Genomic DNA, 16036 nt, shown 5'->3' with positions numbered 1-16036 from the left:
GGATCGGTCCTACCAGCCCGCCCCTTACCGGCCCCTTGCGCTCGCCTTACACTTTAGACAGGGAGGCCGCGCCGACCGGGAGGCGCAGCGTGAAGGCCGATCCCCCGCCAAGCGTGCTCTCGGCGTCGAGTCGTCCCCCGTGCGCCTCGGCGATGGCACGGGCGAGGCTGAGCCCGAGTCCGAGTCCGCGCTCGTGGCGCGTCCGCTCGCTCCGGTAGAGCCGGTCCCAAACGAGCGGGAGCTCGTCCGGGGCGATCCCGACGCCCGTGTCGCGGACGGTCACCAACGCCGCGCCGGGGGCCCCGCCGGCCTCGATGTCCACCCGCTCTCCCGGCGGCGTGTACTTGACCGCGTTGTCGACGAGGTTGGCGAGCGCGCGCCGCAGCCGCTGGCGGTCGCCGTCGACGGTCCCCGCGCGGCCGGGGCCGACGGTGAGCGCCACGCCCTTCTCCTCGGCCACGAGCCCGAAGAGGTCCGCGACGTCGGCCACGACGGCGTCGAGGTCGACGGGGGTGCGGTCGAGGCGGAGCGCGCCGGCCTCGGCCTCGGCCACCTCCATGACGGTCGCGAGCGTGGCCTCGGCCGCCTCGGCCGACTCGACGATCCGGCCGAGCGCGCGGCGATAGCCCTCGGCGTCTCGCTCCTGCTGGAGCGCGAGCTCGGCCGTCCCGCGGAGCGCCGTCAGCGGCGTCCGGAGGTCGTGGGCCACGTCGTCGAGCGTCCCGCGGAGGCGGCCGACGAGCCCCTCGATCCGGTCGAGCATCCGGTTGAACAGCGCGAACAGGTCGGCGAATTCCCCGCGGGCCTCCGGCGCCGGCGCCCGCTCGCGGACGTCGCCGGTGTCGGCGATGGCCTCCAGCGTGCCGATCAGCTGGCGGACCGGCCGCAGCGCGCGGACGGCCATCAGCCACCCGCCAAAGACGGCCAGCAGGAGGAGCGGGACGGCCACGACGCCGACGACGCGCGGGAACGCCTCCAGCACGTCGTCCCGCTCGTCGGAGTTGAGCCCGACCTGGAGCACGTCGCCGCCCGGGAGCCGCCGCGTGTAGTAGTCGAGCGACTGGCCCTCCCGCTCGTTCCACAACTCCACGGGCCCGCCGACCCGGGGCGCCTCGGTGCCGAGGCGGGCGAAGTCGCCGGGGAGCCAGGCGTCCGGGAGGGCGAGCAGGCGGGTCGCGTTGTCGGCGTCGGCGATCCGGATCAACACCTCCTCGCCGCGGTCGTCGCCCTGGAGGCGGGCGGCGAGGCGGCGGACGCCGGCCAACCCATCGCGCGCGTACGTGGCCTCCGCGGCGTCGAGCTGGGACCGCAGGAAGGCGCTGTCCTGGCGGTGGAGGAAGAACCCGAGCGCGGCGTAGGTCAGGGCGAAGAGAGCTGTCGCGCTCAGCGCGAACACGACGGCGTAGCCCAGCGCGAGCCGGACTCCGGGACGCGTGGCCCGCCAGCCCTCGGCCCGGTCAGGGCGTGCGGAAGACATAGCCCGCGCCGCGGACGGTGTGGATCAGCGGGGGGGCGTCGTCGCGTTCGACCTTCTGCCGGAGCCGGTGGACGAGGACCTCGACTACGTTCGTCTGCGGCGTGAAGTCGAAGTCCCAGACGTGCTGGTGGATGGCCGTTTTCGACACGACGCGACCGGCGTGGCGAACGAGGTACTCGAGGAGGGAGAACTCGCGGGGCTGGAGGTCGATCTCGTCGCCCGCACGCGTGACGGTCCGCCCGATGAGGTCGATGGCGACCGGGCCGGCCGTGAGGCGGGTGGCCTCGGCGGCGCCCGTGCTCCGCCGGATGAGCGCCTGCACGCGAGCCAGCAGTTCCGCGAAGGCGAACGGCTTGGTGAGGTAGTCGTCGCCCCCGGCCTCCAGGCCGCGCACGCGGTCGTCGACGGACCGCTTGGCGCTGAGGATCAGGACGGGCGTCGCCACGCCGCGCTGGCGGAGCTGCTCGATCAGGCCGAGCCCGTCGAGTCGTGGCAGCATGAGGTCGACCACGGCCGCGTCGTAGGGCTCGTTCGTCGCCAGCGCGAACGCTTCGTGGCCGTCGACGGCCCGGTCGACGGCGTAGCCGGCCTCGCGAAGCCCAGTCTGGACGAACTCGGCGATGTGGGGGTCGTCCTCGACGACGAGCAGGCGCATGACGGCGGGAGAGGGGAGGCGTCAACCGGTGCGACGCAGTGCGGATTCGCTACAATTCGAACGCGGCGCGGACGAAGAGGGCCGTCTCGGCCCGCGGGTCGGCCTCCCCCTCAAACCCGTCGAACGTCGTCCGCTCCACGGTCGCGCCGAGGCGGACGGGGACGATGGGCGTCCAGTGCGCGGCGAGGGCCCACGCGAGGGCCCGCCGTGCGCTCCCGGCCGTCGCCAGCGGCGCGGTCGCGGGATCGGCGGCGAAGCCGTGGACGCGGGCCGAGACTTCGACGGCGCCGATCCCGCCGTCCGGCGCGGGCCGGCTCGGGAGCGGTCGCTTGCGGCCCCGCGGCGTGCCCGAAAGGACGACTGACGCCGCGACCTGCCACGCCTCGTGCTCCAGATCGGCGGGTCCGTCCGGCCCGCGGACGCGGTGGCGCGCCCACGTCCACTCGGCGTCGGCTTGGAGACGGCCGCGAGCGAGCGTCGCCTGCGGCCCGACCCGCTGACGGGCGCCGTCGGCGACGACGCCGGGACGGAACGCGAGAAACGCGTGGTCGGCGCTCGTCTCGTAGTCCGCCAGCGCAGGGACCTCCGACGTCCCCCGCTCGGCGCCGGTGGCGAGCGCCAGGCCGACAGACACGCCCTCAACCGGCGACGCCAGCACCCGCGCGACCACGTCCTTGGCGTCGCTCGGCTCGCGGTCCTCGCTCGCTCCGTCCGGCACGCCGTTGAACAGGCCGAGGGCGGCTTCGAGCCGCGGGGCCTCCACGTGTGCCATCACGCCCACGTCGCGGCGCGGCGACAGCGCCGTCGCGAGCGCCCGCTCTGCGAAGCGGAGGTCGGTCGACGATCGGAGCGACTCGAGTCCGAACGGCGACTTGAACTTGCCGGCGCGGAGCCGGAGCCCGCCCGCGAGGTCGGCCTCGACCCACCCGGCGAGGAGCTCGGCGTCGCCCTCTCCGAACCCGGGCTCGAACGTCGCTCGAAACCGCTCCGCGACCTCGACCTCGACCCCCGCCCGTGCCCTGCGGACGAGGAACGGGCTCGCCGCGTCCCCATCCACGACCCTCGCATCCGCGTGGAGCTTGCCGCCAACGGAGACCGTCACCGTTCCATCGGAGGAGGTCCAGTCGGGCGCGGCGTCCTGGGCCGCGACGGGGCCGATGACGAGGAGAAGGCCGAAGAGGGGAGTGCGCACGGGGAGGACGTGGAGTAAGACCTCGACCTACGGGGCGGGCCTTGCCCGCGCCTTTCCGGAGTCTTACAGAATGGTAATCTCAAGTGGCGGCCTCACGAAATGCGCCCCGCCGGCCGAAGCCAACGGGGCGCGACTCGGTCCGCCTCGGTGCCGAGGCGGGAGGGGCCGTGACCTACGCGGGCATCGCAGCGCCGACGGTCTCGATGATGGCCTGATTGAAGGCCGGGATGTCGTCCGGGTTGCGGCTCGTGATGAGGACAAACGGGCCGTCCTCGTCCTTCACGACGGACTGGTTCTGCACGTCGGCCCCGGCGTTCTTGAGGTCGGTGCGGATGGACGTGTACGACGTCGCCTTACGGCCCTCGATGAGGCCGGCCTCGACGAGGAGCCAGGGCGCGTGGCAGATGGCCGCGATGGGCTTGCCGGCCGCGGCAAACGCCTTGACGAAGGCGAGCGCGTCGCCGTCGATTCGGAGCTTGTCGGGGTTGATCTGGCCGCCGGGGAGCACGAGCGCGTCGTAGGCGGAGGCGTCGGCCTCGGAGAGCGTCTTGTCGACGTCGACCGAGTCGCCCCAGTGGTCCTGGTCCCAGCCCTTGATGGAGCCGGACTCGGGCGAGACGACGTGGACCGTCGCGCCGGCCTCCTCAAGCGCGGCCTTCGGCTTCGTCAGCTCAACCTGTTCGAACCCGTCGGTGGCGAGGATCGCGATGGCGGTGTCGGTGAGAGGGGTGGGCATACGAGGGGGCGTGGAGAGAAAGGAGAGTTGGCACCGGCGACGACCGCCAGGGTTCGGCCTTCGTCGGGAGTTCGGGGCAGCGGTGATCCGGCACCGCCCCCGCGTCACCTACACGGGCAACGCCCCGGCGACGAGGGCGGCGATCGCGACGAGGAGCGCGAAACGGAGCGGTCGGAAGTGTGACATGGTGGGATTGAGTGGTGGGATTGGGGAAGACACTCGTGCAACGCCGCAGCGCCTCCAGAGGTCTCGCGGGTCGGTGCCTCGACGTCGGCTTCGGGAAGTCCCCCACGATCCCCCGCGCCACCTCGCTAGGGGTCCGATGCGTCGGACGCGACGCGGCGGATCTGCTCCGTCAGTCGGGCCACCGGGACCCCAAGCACTCGGACCGTCATGAGGTTGAGCGCGAGGCCTCCGCCGGGCTGGAGTGTGAGGTCCTGGGCGACCGTCGTCACGCGTCCCATCCGATAGCGGATGCGAAGCGTGTTCCCCTTGGCCGTGGCCTCGACCGGCCCCTCCGCATCCGTGAGGGAGCCGGTGAACGTCTTCGGCCCAGTCCGTTTGAGGACCCAGGTCCGTGTCGTTGCCGGGTCGTCGCCGAGGCGAATGGTCTGGCGGAGCTCGAGCCCGTCGTCGATCGGCGTCCCGACGCTCTCGACGCGGACCACCACCGGCGTCCGGGCCCGGATGGAGAGGACGCCCAGCCCCTCGGTGCGGCCCTCGAAAAACGCGATGGGGTCGAAGGCCGGTTCGGGATCGGGCTCGACAGTCGGGAGGGCGGGGAGGCAGCCGGCGAAGGTGAGGGTGAGGGCGCCGAGGGTCACGAGTCGGGAGAAAACGAGCATGGTCTGGTTACGCTGGCCGCGCACGGCAGTCCCGCGAGGAGGGGAGGGCGGGGTAGCTTCCGGCGTCCTCCTACGCGCCCGATGCCCCTCGACCTTCTCCTCGCCGACGGCACCGTCCTCGACGCCCGCACCGGCACCTCCCGCCGCGCCGACGTCCTGATCCGCGACGGCCGGATCGCCCGCCTCGGCGAGTCTCTCCGCGAGGCCGCCGAGGCCGACGGCGTCCTCGTCTACGACGCGTCGGGCAAGACGATCTCGCAGGGCTGGATGGACATGCACGTCCACTTCCGCGAGCCCGGCCAGGAGCACAAGGAGACGATCGAGACGGGCGCGCGTGCGGCGGCCTTCGGCGGGTTTACGGCCGTCGCCTGCATGCCCAACACCGAGCCGCCGATCGCCACGCGCGACGTGGTCGAGTTCGTCACGAAGCGGGCCGAGGGGCTCGTCGTCGACGTGCACCCGATCGGGACCGTCTCGAAGGGCCGGAAGGGCGAGGAACTCGCCGAGATGGCCGACATGGCGGCCGGCGGCGCCGTCGGCTTTTCCGACGACGGCTCGCCGGTCCAGCACGGCGGCCTCATGCGCCGCGCCCTGGAATACGCGCGAACGCTCGGCAAGCCGATCCTCGGCCACGAGGAGGACCTGACCCTCAACCCGCACGGCCACATGAATGAGGGCGCCGTCGCCACGCGGCTCGGGTTGCCCGGCATCCCCGGGCTCGCCGAGGAGGCCATGATCGCCCGGGACGCGCTCCTGGCGGAGTTCACCGGCGCCCGGTTCCACGTCTGCCACATCTCGACGGCCACCGCCGTCGACATCGTCCGCCGCGCGAAGGCCCGCGGCGTCCAGATCACCGCCGAGGCGTGCCCGCACCACTGGGCCCTCACCGACGCGGCGGTCGAGGCCTCGGCCTACGACACGCACACGAAGATGCACCCGCCGCTCCGCACCGCCGCCGATGTGCAGGCCATCAAGGACGGGCTGGCCGACGGGACCATCGACGCCATCGCGACCGACCACGCGCCGCACGCCGGGTTCGAGAAGGAGGTCGAGTTCATCGAGGCGCCGTTCGGGATCCTCGGCCTGGAGACGTGCTGGGGGCTCACGGGCCGCGATCTCATCGCGCCGGGCGTGCTGTCGGTCGAGGACGCCGTCCGCAAGCTCGCGGTCGCGCCGCGCGAGATCCTCGGCCTCGACGTCCCGACGCTCGACGAGGGCGCCGAAGCCAATCTGACCCTCTTCGACGCGACGACGGAGTGGACCTTCGAGCGACGGCACGTCCGGTCGAAGTCCCACAACACGCCGTTCATCGGCGCCCCGATGGTCGGTCGGGCCTGGGCCGTCGTGAACAACGGCCAGTTCGTGGAGGCCGAGGCGTGAGCGCGTTTCCCGGCAGCGCGTCGATGGCGTGGGCCGTGCTCCTCGTGAGCGCACTGTTCGAGACCGTCTGGGCCGTGGGACTGCCCCGGACCGACGGGTTCACCCGCCTCGGACCGAGCGTGGGCGTGGTCGCCGCGATGGTCGTCAGCGTCTATGGGCTCTCCCTCGCCACGCGCGTCCTGCCCGTCGGCACGGCCTACGCCGTGTGGACCGGCGTCGGCGCCCTCGGGGCCGTCGTCTACGGGATCCTCGTCCTGGGCGAGCCGCGGACGGCAGGGCGCCTCGTCTGCCTCGGGCTCATCCTCGCCGGGGTCGCGGGGCTCCGGCTGCTCAGCCCGTCCGGCCACTGACCGAGGCCGGACGGCTCAGGGGGCGAGCGTGAGCGTCTGCGTCTCGAAGTCGAGCCCGACGCGGAACGACGTCAGGAAGTTGAGCCCCACCAGCCCGTCCGCCTCCAGCCCGACGCCCTCGATGGCCGAGAGGTCGAGCGTGCAGATCGTGAGGTCGTAGGCCGTCACGTCGCCCACGCGGAACGAGTCGGCCTGGACGATGCCGACGCTCCCCACACCGCCGATGCCCGCGCCGGTCCCGCGGACGCCCGGGCGGCTCGGAAGGTCGAGGGAGTCGGCGACCGCGGCGTCGAGGCAGGTGAGCGTCGCGCCGGTGTCGAGCACGAACGGCCGCTCGGGGCCGCCGTTGATCGAGACGGGCACGACGATGGCCGCACCGCCTGGTCCCTCCAGCGAGAACGCGATGCCGGACGAGTCGGCGGGAGCTTCGATGCGGGACGGCTCGCCGCTGACGGGGACCTCGCAGCCGGCGAGTGGCATCAGTCCGGCCAGGCCGAGGAGAAGGGAACGCAGCACGGGGAGGGGGGATGGCGGCCGTTCACGGCGAGCGGAACGTGTGGATCCGGGACGCCCGCGAGCCCAGGTGTCTCCCTACGGGCGCCCGGCCCCGTCTGTCTGGAGGCCGAGCCCCACGGGCCCAATGCCAAGATTCGGCGGAGCGGCGAGATGCGGTCGCTAGCTTATCTGGACCGGATCTAGGTTTGGATCCCGTCCAGATAACGCCGGCGGCACCGGCCCTCCTCATGCTCCGACCCCGTCTCCTCGTCCTGTTGGCGCTCGCCGCCGCTCCCCTCGCCGCGTTCGCCCAGACCGGCACCCTCGCCGGCCGCGTCCTCGACGCCGACACGCAGCAGCCGTTGCCGGGCGCGACCATCGTCCTCGCCGGCACCACGACCGGCACGTCGTCCGGTCCGGCCGGGGCGTTCACCATCCTGGAAGTCCCCGTCGACACGCACACGGTCCGCGTGAGCCTCGTCGGCTATGAGCCCGTCTCGCGGACCGTCGAGGTGCTCGAGGGCGAGCGCGTGGTGCTCGACGTGGCGCTCTCGGAGCAGACCGAGAGCCTCGGCGCCATCACGGTCGTGAGCCGTCGCGGCGGGTTCGTGCCGACCGCGCTGTCGTCGGCGAGCAAGATCGGGGCGGCGCCGCTCGAGACGCCGCAGTCGGTCTCGGTGATCACGCAGGACCAGCTCGAGGTCCAGGACGCGACGACGCTCGCCGAGGCGCTCCGCTACACGCCCGGCATCCAGGGCGAGGCGTGGGGCTTCGAGCCCCGGTTCACGTGGCTCAAGATCCGCGGGTTCGACGCGACCCAGACGGGCCTCTACCGCGACGGCCTCCAGCTCCGCAACGTGAACTACGCCGTCGGCTACAACGTCGAGCCGTACGGGATGGAGCGGATCGAGGTGCTCCGCGGGCCGGCCTCGGTGCTGTACGGCGCCGGGAGCCCGGGCGGCGTGGTCGCCTTCTCGTCGAAGCGGCCGACGCTCGTCGACCAGCGCGAGGCGACCGTCGAGGCCGGCTCCTTCGGCCGGCTCCAGGCCCAGGCCGACGTGTCCGGTCCCATCGACGCCGCCGGCCGGTTCACGTACCGCCTCACCGGCCTCGCCCGCCAGAGCGGCACGCAGGTCGAGTTCGTCGACAACGACCGGCTGTTCGTGGCGCCCGCCCTGTCGTGGCGGCCCACCTCGGCGACGAACTGGACGGTCCTGGGCCACGCCCAGTTCGACGACACGGGCGCCTCGCAGGCCCTCCCCATCGAGGGCACGCTCGAGGACAACGCGCTCGGGGAGGTCCCGACGGAGTTCTACACCGGCGCGCCGGGCGTCGACCGGTACGACCGGAACGAGTGGTCGGCCAGCTCGCTCTTCGAGCACCGCGTCGGCGAGACCTGGACGCTCCGCCAGAACACGCGCGCCTACTCGTCCGAGCTCGACGACGTGACGGTCTACTCGACGGGCCTCATGGACGACGGCCGGACCCTCACGCGGTCGCTGTTCGGGACGTTCGGCTCGCTCGACGGGCTCGCGCTCGACAACTCGGTCCGCGCCCAGACTGAGGTGGGGGCGGTCGACGCCACGGTCCTCGCCGGCCTCGACGTCCAGCTCCTCGACGTCGGGCTTCAGCAGACGTTCGGCGGGGCGCCGTCGCTCGACCTGTTCGCGCCCGACTACGACCAGACGGTGGACGACGCGCCGGTCTTCGCCGACTCCGAGACGCAGCAGGCGCAGACGGGCGTCTACCTCCAGGGCCAGTTCGACGTGGCCGAGCGGCTCATCCTGTCGCTCAACGGCCGCTACGACTGGGCGCGGACGGAGACGACGAACCTCCTCGCCGACGGCGCCGTGACGGAGCAGGACGACGCGGCGTTCACCGGCCGCGCGGGGCTCATCGTGAAGCTGCCCTACGGCGTCGCGCCGTACGCGAGCTACGCCGAGTCCTTCCTCCCGCAGATCGGCCTCGACGCCGAGGGCCAGCCGTTCTCGCCCGAGCGCGGCCGCCAGCTCGAGGCCGGCGTCAAGGTCCAGCCGCCGACGTGGAACGGGTTCTTTACCGTCGCCCTGTTCGACCTCACGCGCGAGGACTTCCTCCAGTACGACCCGACCACGTTCCTCCAGGTCCAGACCGGCGAGGTCCGCTCGCAGGGCGTCGAGGTCGAGGGCGTGGCGAGCCTCGTGAATGGCTTCGACGTGACGGCGGGGCTCACGCTTCTCGACGTCGAGATCACGGAGACGAGCAACGCCGCGGAGCTCGGGATGCGGCCGACGCAGATCCCCTCACTCACCGCCTCGCTCTGGGCTGACTACGCGCTCCCGCGCGGCCCCCTCGCCGGCCTCGGCTTCGGTGCCGGCGTCCGGCACGTCGGGTCCAGCTACGGCGACGCGGCCAACACGATCGAGGCGCCCGCCACGACCCTCGCCGACGCCGCGGTGTACTACGAGTTCGCGCCCGTCCGCCTCGCGGTCAACGTCCAGAACGTGTTCGACGACGCCTACGTGGCCTCGGCGTTCGCGCGGAACTCGACGCTCGTGACGTTCGGCGCGGGCCGCCAGGTGAGCGCCGGCCTCTCGGTCCGCTTCTAGCGGGCGCCCTCGTAGGGGGGCGACTCGCGGGGGCGCCCCCACGCCCGTATCCAGACTTCGACCATGCTGAGCCCCAACGCCCTCCGCGCTTGGTTCCTCGTCCACAAGTGGACGAGCCTCGTGAGCACGCTCTTCCTGCTCCTCCTGTGCGTGACGGGGCTCCCGCTCATCTTCGCGCACGAGATCGACCACGCGCTCGGCAACAGCGTCGACCCGCCGGAGCTGGCCCAGGTCCCGGCCGAGCGGGCCTCGATCGACGGCATGATCGCCGACGCCCAGGCGCGCTACCCGGACGAGCACATGCAGTTCGTCGTGGGCGACCCCGACGACCCGAACGTCGTGTTCATCCGGATGGGCGAGTCGCCCGAGGGCTCGACGATCAACGTGTTCGACACGTACGACGCGCGGACGGGCGAGCACCTCAACGTGTACCCCCTCGAGAAGGGCGGCTTCATGACGGTCATGGAGCGGCTCCACGTCGACCTCTACGCCGGGCTCAAGGGGACGCTGTTCCTCGGCTCGATGGGGATCTTCCTCGTGCTGTCGCTGATCTCGGGCGTCGTGCTCTATGGCCGCGTGATGCGGAAGCTCCGGTTCGGGACGGTCCGCGAGAAGACGCCGCGGCTGCGGTGGCTCGACCTCCACAACCTGCTCGGCGTCGCCACGCTCGTGTGGCTCCTCGTGGTCGGGTTCACGGGGACGATCAACGCGCTCGCGATCCCCATCTTCCAGACGTGGCAGGCGACGGAACTGGCGGAGATGACCTCCAAGCACGCGGCGCCCGACGAGCCGCCGGTGACCGACCTCGTCTCGGTCGACACGGTCCTCGAGAACGCGTCGGCCGAGACGCCGGGCAAGATCCTGAGCTTCCTCGCCTTCCCGGGGAACGAGTTCGCCAGCCCGCACCACTTCACGGCGTTCATGGTCGGCGAGGAGGCGCGGACGGCGCGGCTGTTCACGGCTGTCCTCGTCGACGCCGCGACGGGCGAGGTGCTGGAGGTGTCGTCGATGCCGTGGTACGCCCAGGTCCTGTTCGTCTCGCAGCCGCTCCACTTCGGCAACTATGGCGGGCTGCCGCTCAAAGTCCTGTGGGCGCTCTTCGACGTCCTCGCGATCGTCGTGCTGGGCAGCGGCGTCTACCTCTGGCTGAAAAAGCGAAACGTCACGTTCGACGACTGGCTCCGGAACGCGCGGGGCGACGGGGCGGCCGGCGACGTGCCCCAGACCGTCACGTCGTCCGCCTCGGTCGTCCAGCCCGCCCGGTCATGAGCCGCGTTCTCTCGCCTTCGCAGATCTGGGGGGGCCCCGTCGTGCTCGGCGTGCTGAGCCTCGTCGGACTCGTCGCCGCGCTCGTGGCCGACGGGTGGGGCGACGCGCTCTCGTGGCTCGCGCTGACCGTCCCGGCCGTCGTGAGCCTCTGGGGCTTCCGCCGTCGGCGCGAGCCCGAGGCTGATGGGCCGACGCCGACTCCAGGGCGTCGCGCCGTCCGTCCGGCGCTCCCGCCGCACGGGTAGGTCCGGAGGGACGCCGAGGCGGGCCGACAGGTCGCCGCCGCGCCGGGCGACGAGGCCCAGGCGCGGCGGAGCAGGGGGGAAGCCCGAGGTTAGTCGGCGACGTCGACCAGCGTCAGGTCGAACGTGAGGGCCTGGCCGGCGAGCGGGTGGTTGGCGTCGAGCGTGACCGACTGGTCCTCGACCTCGACCACGCGGGCCTCGACGGCCCCGCCACCCTGGAGCCCGAGGCGGACGCCCTGGCCCACCGACGGCGTGGCGTCGTCCGGGAACGCCGATTTGGGGACCTCGAGGACGAGGTCGTCGCGGCGCTCGCCGTAGGCGGCTTCGGGATCGAGCCGGACCGTCTTGTCCTCGCCGACCTCCATGCCGGTCACGGCCTCGTCGAAGCCGGCGACGACTTGGCCGGAGCCGAGCGTGAACTGGAGCGGCTCGCGGCCCTCCGACGAGTCGAACGGGGTGCCGTCGTCGAGGCGGCCGGCGTAGTGGACGGAGACCTGGTCTCCGGGCTGGGCGGGCATGGGATCTTCTCGGGAGTGTGAGTGGGAGGGATGGGCCGGGCGGGCCCTGGGTTCCGGCTTCGCCGAGTCTGCGCGGGCACGAACCGACGAGGGTGGGGCGTAGCTTGATCTGTGCCTCCCACGTCGCCCGTGCGCCTCGCGCTCGCCTTCGTTCTCCTCCTCGCCGTGAGCCTCGGCGCCGCGGCGCAGACGCTCACGATGGGTCCGCGGCAGTGCGCCACGCCCGAGCCGACGATCTCGCAGGCCCTCGCGACGCAACGGGTCGTCAGCGCGTACCGGGCCGAGGGCGCGTTCGAGCGGCGGGCGTTGGAGTCGGTGACGGTGCCGGTCGCCGTCCACGTGCTCCGGTCGGGGCTCACGGTGGAGGAGGGGAACGTCCCCGATGCGTGGGTCGAGGCGCAGATCGACACGCTGAACTCGGCGTTCGCCGGGTTCGGCGTCCGCTTCGCCCTCGCGCTCGTGAATCGGGTCGACAACGCCGAGTGGTACGAGGACCTCGTGCTCGGCTCGTTCGCGGAGATCCGGATGAAGGACGCGCTCGGGCTGGACCCGGCGCGCGTGCTCAACCTCTACACGGCGTCGCTCGGGCTCGACTACCTCGGGTGGGCCACGCTGCCGGAGCTCTACGACGAGGCCGAGCCCTACCAGGGCGTGGTCTTGCTCGACCAGTCGCTGCCGGGCGGAGACGCGGCGCCCTACAACCTGGGCCACACGGGGACCCACGAGGTCGGCCACTGGCTCGGGCTCTACCACACGTTCTCGGGCGGGTGCACGGCCTCGAACGACGGCGTCGAGGACACGCCGCAGCAGCTCCGCGGGACGTCCGGCTGCCCGTCGCCGCCGCCCGACTCGTGCCCCACCGACCCCGGCCTCGATCCGATCCACAACTACATGGACTACTCGGACGACGCCTGCATGACCGAGTTCACCGGCGGTCAGCGCACCCGCGCCGACGCGATGGTGGCGACCTACCGCCCGACGCTCGTCGCCGGCGGCTACGCCCTCGCGACCGTCCCGCGGCGGATCCTCGACGGCCTGTTCGTCGGCGTGACCACGACGGCCCCGCTCCGCGTCACGAACGCGAGCAGGGCGCCGATCACGGTCACGGGCGCGACGGCGAGCGGGGCGGACGTCGTCGTCGTCGGCGGGCCGCGGACGGTGGCGCCGGGCGAGGCCGTCCTCCTGGACCTCGAGATCCTCCCGTCGCGGCCGGGCGCGGTCGCCATCCAGGTCGAGACCGAGCAGGACGTGACGCCGGAGCTGTTCGCCCTCGAGGGCGAGGCCGTCGTCCCCCCGACGGCCCGCCTCGGGGCGCCGGCGCTCGTGGCGCGGGTGATCGAGGGGGCAGATGCGGTCGAGCGGACCGTAACGCTCTCGAACGAGGGCGGCGGCACGCTCCTGTTCGAGCTGACCGGGTTGCCGAGCTGGGTCGCCTCGGCGGAGCCGTCGTCGGGGGCGATCCTGGCCGGCACGACGGCCGAGATCGTGCTCTCCTTCGAGCCCGGTGCCCTCACGCCGACGACCTACCAGCAGCCCATCGTCATCGAGACGAACGACCCGTTCCGGCCTGAGGTCTCGCTGGCGCTCACGTTCGACGTGCTCCTTCGACCGGAGGCTCTCGCGATCGGGCCGATCTACCCGAATCCGAGCCGTGGGCTCGTCACCGTCCCGCTCCAACTCCCCGACGACCTCGAGGTGACGGTCGAGGTCCTCGACGTACGGGGCCGCGTCGTCGCGGTCCTGGCCGACCGGGCGCCGCTGGCCGTCGGCTACCCCGACCTCCGCTGGGACGCGTCGACGGCCGCGCCCGGCCTCTACGTCGTCCGCGCGCGCACCGAGGCGGAGGCGGTCGTCGGCCGCGTCGTCATCCTGCGCTGACGAGCGCGGGCGTGCCGGCCGCCCGCAGCGATCGGACGAGGAACGCGATCGCGGCGATCGCGGCGCCGAGCGTGACGACTCCCTGGAGCGTCTCGCCGAGGACGATCCACCCGACGCCGAACAGGGCGGCGTAGACGGCGGCGCTCCCCAGCAGCCACTGGAGCGCGAGCTGGCCCAGTCCCGTGTCGACCTCGACCCCGGGGTTCCGCGCAGCGACGGGTCGCCAGCCGGGTCCGCCGGGCCGGACGCGCTGGTAGAACGCGTCGAGCGTCGGCTCGGGCGTCGGCCGCGTGAAGAACGTGACGATCAGCCACGCGACCGTCGTGATCGCCGCGATCCCGAACAGGTTCGTCGGGAACGGGTCGGTCAGGAACGGGACGTCGAGCCCGACGAGCTGGAGCGCCACGAGGAGCAGCGGGACGACCGTCGCCGTCAGCTCGCTCCACGCGTTGACGCGCCACCAGTACCAGCGGAGGATGAGCACGAGCCCGATCCCGGCCGAGGCGCTCAGCAGGAGTCCCCACGCGCCGGACACCGAGTCGAGCTGCGTCGCGATCCCGAACCCGCCGATCGCGAGGAGGAAGGTGAGGACGCGGGAGACCGCGACGTAGTGGCGCTCGCTCTTCCCCCGCGCCATGAACCGCCGGTACAGATCGTTCACGAGGTAGCTCGTGCCCCAGTTGAGCTGCGTCGAGATCGTCGACATGAACGCGGCTAGGAACGCGGCGAAGAGCAGACCGAGCAGGCCCGACGGGAGCGCATCACGCATGACCATGACGTAGCCCTCGCCGGGGTTCTCGAGGCCGGGGTAGAGCACGAGCGCGACCAGCCCGACGAGGATCCACGGCCACGGCCGGAGGCAGTAGTGGGCGATGGCGAACCAGAGGACGGCGAGGACGGAGTCGGTCTCGCTCCGGGCGGCCAGCATCCGCTGGGCGACGTAGCCGCCGCCGCCGGGCTCGGCGCCGGGGTACCAACTGGCCCACCACTGGACGCCCATGTAGGCCGCGAACGCGACGCCGCTGAGGGCGAGCGTCGCAGCCCCCTCGACCGGGTTGCCGAGGCGGGGCGTGAAGCGGAACGCGTCGGCCGGGAGCGCGGCCCGGAGCCCGGCGACCCCGCCCACCTCGGGGAGGTCGAGGGCGTACCACGCGAGCGCGATCGACCCGACCATGGCGAGCGTGAACTGGAACGCGTCGGTCACGGCGATCCCCCACAGCCCCGACAGCAGCGAGTACACGCCGACGAGCAGCATCAGCCCGCCGACCGCCACCGTCGGCGCGTCGAGGCCGGCAATCTCGCTCTGGCCGAACACGGTCATGCCGGGGAAGAGGACCCGGAAGACGGTCGACATGGCGAGCACGACCCACCCGATGACGATGGCGTTCGCGAACAGCCCGAAGTAGACGGCCTTCACCCCGCGGAGCCACGCGGCCGGCGGACCGGCGTACCGGAGCTCGACGAACTCGACGTCGGTGAGGACGCCGCTCCGCTGCCACAGCCGGGCGAAGAAGAACACGGTCAGCATCCCGCCGAGGGCCGCGTACCACCACAGCCAGTTGCCGGCCACGCCGGACTGGGCCACAAGCTCGGCGACGGCGAGCGGCGTGTCGGCGGCGAACGTCGTCGCGACCATGCTCGTGCCGGCCAGCCACCACGGCATCGACCGGCCGGAGGCGAAGAACTCGTCGGTCGAGCGCGAGGCGCGCCGGGCGAACCGGGCGGCGAGCCCCAGCGTGAGGCCCAGGACGAGGACGACGATGACCCAGTCGAGCGGGCTCATGGCGGAGAGGGGGGACGCCAGAAGCTAGCGCGGGGGGAGGGGTGCAGGCAGGCGGGTTCCGGCCCGGCGTCCGCCATGACGGAGCTCCCATCCGATCGAGCCCCTCCACCTCGGCACCGCTACGGGCGGGGCCGCTGCGGGCTCGGCGCTGCCTCCACCAGTGTCCTCTCGAATGAAGCCGCGCAGCGGCGGGGGGAAAGGTCTCGTGCCCACTGTCGCCTCGGTTGACTTGGGCGGTCCGGCCGCGTCCACCGCGATCCTTCGCGCTGCTCGGGATGACAGCGTGAGGGTGCTGACGGCGGCACCAAACGTCGCACTTCCAGCTCTGGACTTCCTCACCACCACCAACCTTGCATCTTGCCCCCTTGCCCCCAAACGCGAGCGAGCGCCGCCGGGGAGGTCCCGGGCGGCGCTCGCAAGCCAGACGGCAGAGCCGACTAGAACTGAAAGACCAGAAGCACACCGAGGCCGACAAGGGCGGCCGCTGCGGTCATGGTGGGGATGAGGCGGTTCATCCGTTCGGGGGTGGTGGTGGATGGGAGAGGGCGTCCCGGGCAGGTCCCCACTCTAGAAAGTTATCCACAGCGGGAACTTGACCTCCCTCGAATGTAGCGAGCATGAAGCG

14 protein-coding genes are annotated in these 16036 nt (G+C 72.5%); 6 read left to right on the top strand and 8 right to left on the bottom strand.

What is annotated here, in order from left to right; translation table 11 throughout:
• Positions 1-46: 46 nt before the first annotated feature.
• From BSZ37_RS15710 to BSZ37_RS15690, 5 genes are all read right to left on the bottom strand, one after another.
• Positions 47-1477 (bottom strand): sensor histidine kinase, encoded by a 1431-nt coding sequence (locus BSZ37_RS15710; protein ID WP_095511465.1) that lies wholly within the window; start codon positions 1475-1477, stop codon positions 47-49.
• The gene (locus BSZ37_RS15705; RefSeq protein ID WP_095511464.1) at positions 1458-2132 is read right to left on the bottom strand and encodes a response regulator transcription factor; all 675 of its coding nucleotides are present in this window, start codon (positions 2130-2132) and stop codon (positions 1458-1460) included. Before BSZ37_RS15705 ends, BSZ37_RS15710 begins: the two co-directional genes overlap by 20 nt.
• A 49-nt stretch (positions 2133-2181) precedes the next feature.
• Entirely contained in the window at positions 2182-3324 is a 1143-nt protein-coding gene (locus BSZ37_RS15700) for a porin (protein WP_095511463.1), read from the bottom strand.
• Positions 3325-3496: 172 nt separating this feature from the next.
• Entirely contained in the window at positions 3497-4060 is a 564-nt protein-coding gene (locus BSZ37_RS15695) for a type 1 glutamine amidotransferase domain-containing protein (protein WP_095511462.1), read from the bottom strand.
• A 311-nt stretch (positions 4061-4371) separates the two neighbouring features.
• Positions 4372-4905 (bottom strand): DUF3833 family protein, encoded by a 534-nt coding sequence (locus BSZ37_RS15690; protein WP_143537686.1) that lies wholly within the window; start codon positions 4903-4905, stop codon positions 4372-4374.
• An 81-nt stretch (positions 4906-4986) separates the two neighbouring features.
• On the opposite strand from BSZ37_RS15690, the gene BSZ37_RS15685 reads away from it, so the two are divergent.
• Together BSZ37_RS15685 and BSZ37_RS15680 are read left to right on the top strand one after the other, a co-directional pair.
• Positions 4987-6285, top strand: coding sequence for a dihydroorotase (locus tag BSZ37_RS15685; RefSeq protein WP_095511460.1), 1299 nt, complete (start codon positions 4987-4989; stop codon positions 6283-6285).
• 23 nt (positions 6286-6308) lie between these two features.
• Entirely contained in the window at positions 6309-6635 is a 327-nt protein-coding gene (locus BSZ37_RS15680) for a DMT family transporter (protein WP_095511459.1), read from the top strand.
• 15 nt (positions 6636-6650) lie between these two features.
• Here BSZ37_RS15680 and BSZ37_RS15675 read toward each other — a convergent pair whose 3' ends face one another.
• The gene (locus BSZ37_RS15675; RefSeq protein WP_143537685.1) at positions 6651-7151 is read right to left on the bottom strand and encodes a retropepsin-like aspartic protease; all 501 of its coding nucleotides are present in this window, start codon (positions 7149-7151) and stop codon (positions 6651-6653) included.
• Between the two features lie 227 nt (positions 7152-7378).
• On the opposite strand from BSZ37_RS15675, the gene BSZ37_RS15670 reads away from it, so the two are divergent.
• The 3 genes from BSZ37_RS15670 (at position 7379) to BSZ37_RS15660 (ending at position 11232) form a co-directional block, all read left to right on the top strand.
• Positions 7379-9718: a TonB-dependent siderophore receptor gene (locus tag BSZ37_RS15670; protein WP_179299682.1), complete on the top strand. Its 2340-nt coding sequence runs from the start codon at positions 7379-7381 to the stop codon at positions 9716-9718.
• A gap of 63 nt (positions 9719-9781) precedes the next feature.
• Positions 9782-10987: a PepSY-associated TM helix domain-containing protein gene (locus BSZ37_RS15665; RefSeq protein WP_095511456.1), complete on the top strand. Its 1206-nt coding sequence runs from the start codon at positions 9782-9784 to the stop codon at positions 10985-10987.
• Positions 10984-11232, top strand: coding sequence for a hypothetical protein (locus tag BSZ37_RS15660; RefSeq protein ID WP_095511455.1), 249 nt, complete (start codon positions 10984-10986; stop codon positions 11230-11232). Before BSZ37_RS15665 ends, BSZ37_RS15660 begins: the two co-directional genes overlap by 4 nt.
• An 89-nt stretch (positions 11233-11321) precedes the next feature.
• Here the strand turns inward: BSZ37_RS15660 and BSZ37_RS15655 are convergent, their stop codons facing one another.
• Positions 11322-11750, bottom strand: a complete 429-nt coding sequence (locus BSZ37_RS15655) for an FKBP-type peptidyl-prolyl cis-trans isomerase (protein WP_095511454.1) — start codon at positions 11748-11750, stop codon at positions 11322-11324.
• Positions 11751-11879: 129 nt separating this feature from the next.
• Between BSZ37_RS15655 and BSZ37_RS15650 the strand changes: the two genes are divergently transcribed.
• Positions 11880-13628 (top strand): M43 family zinc metalloprotease, encoded by a 1749-nt coding sequence (locus BSZ37_RS15650; RefSeq protein ID WP_095511453.1) that lies wholly within the window; start codon positions 11880-11882, stop codon positions 13626-13628.
• Here BSZ37_RS15650 and BSZ37_RS15645 read toward each other — a convergent pair.
• Positions 13615-15411, bottom strand: coding sequence for a sodium:solute symporter family protein (locus tag BSZ37_RS15645; protein WP_095511452.1), 1797 nt, complete (start codon positions 15409-15411; stop codon positions 13615-13617). The two genes, BSZ37_RS15650 and BSZ37_RS15645, sit on opposite strands and share 14 nt — an antisense overlap.
• Positions 15412-16036: the final 625 nt, after the last annotated feature.

The sequence above is a fragment of the Rubrivirga marina genome, assembly GCF_002283365.1.
Lineage (GTDB): Bacteria > Bacteroidota > Rhodothermia > Rhodothermales > Rubricoccaceae > Rubrivirga > Rubrivirga marina.
Note: the sequence above shows the minus strand (reverse complement) of the source record. Positions and strands in the feature narration are given on the sequence as shown.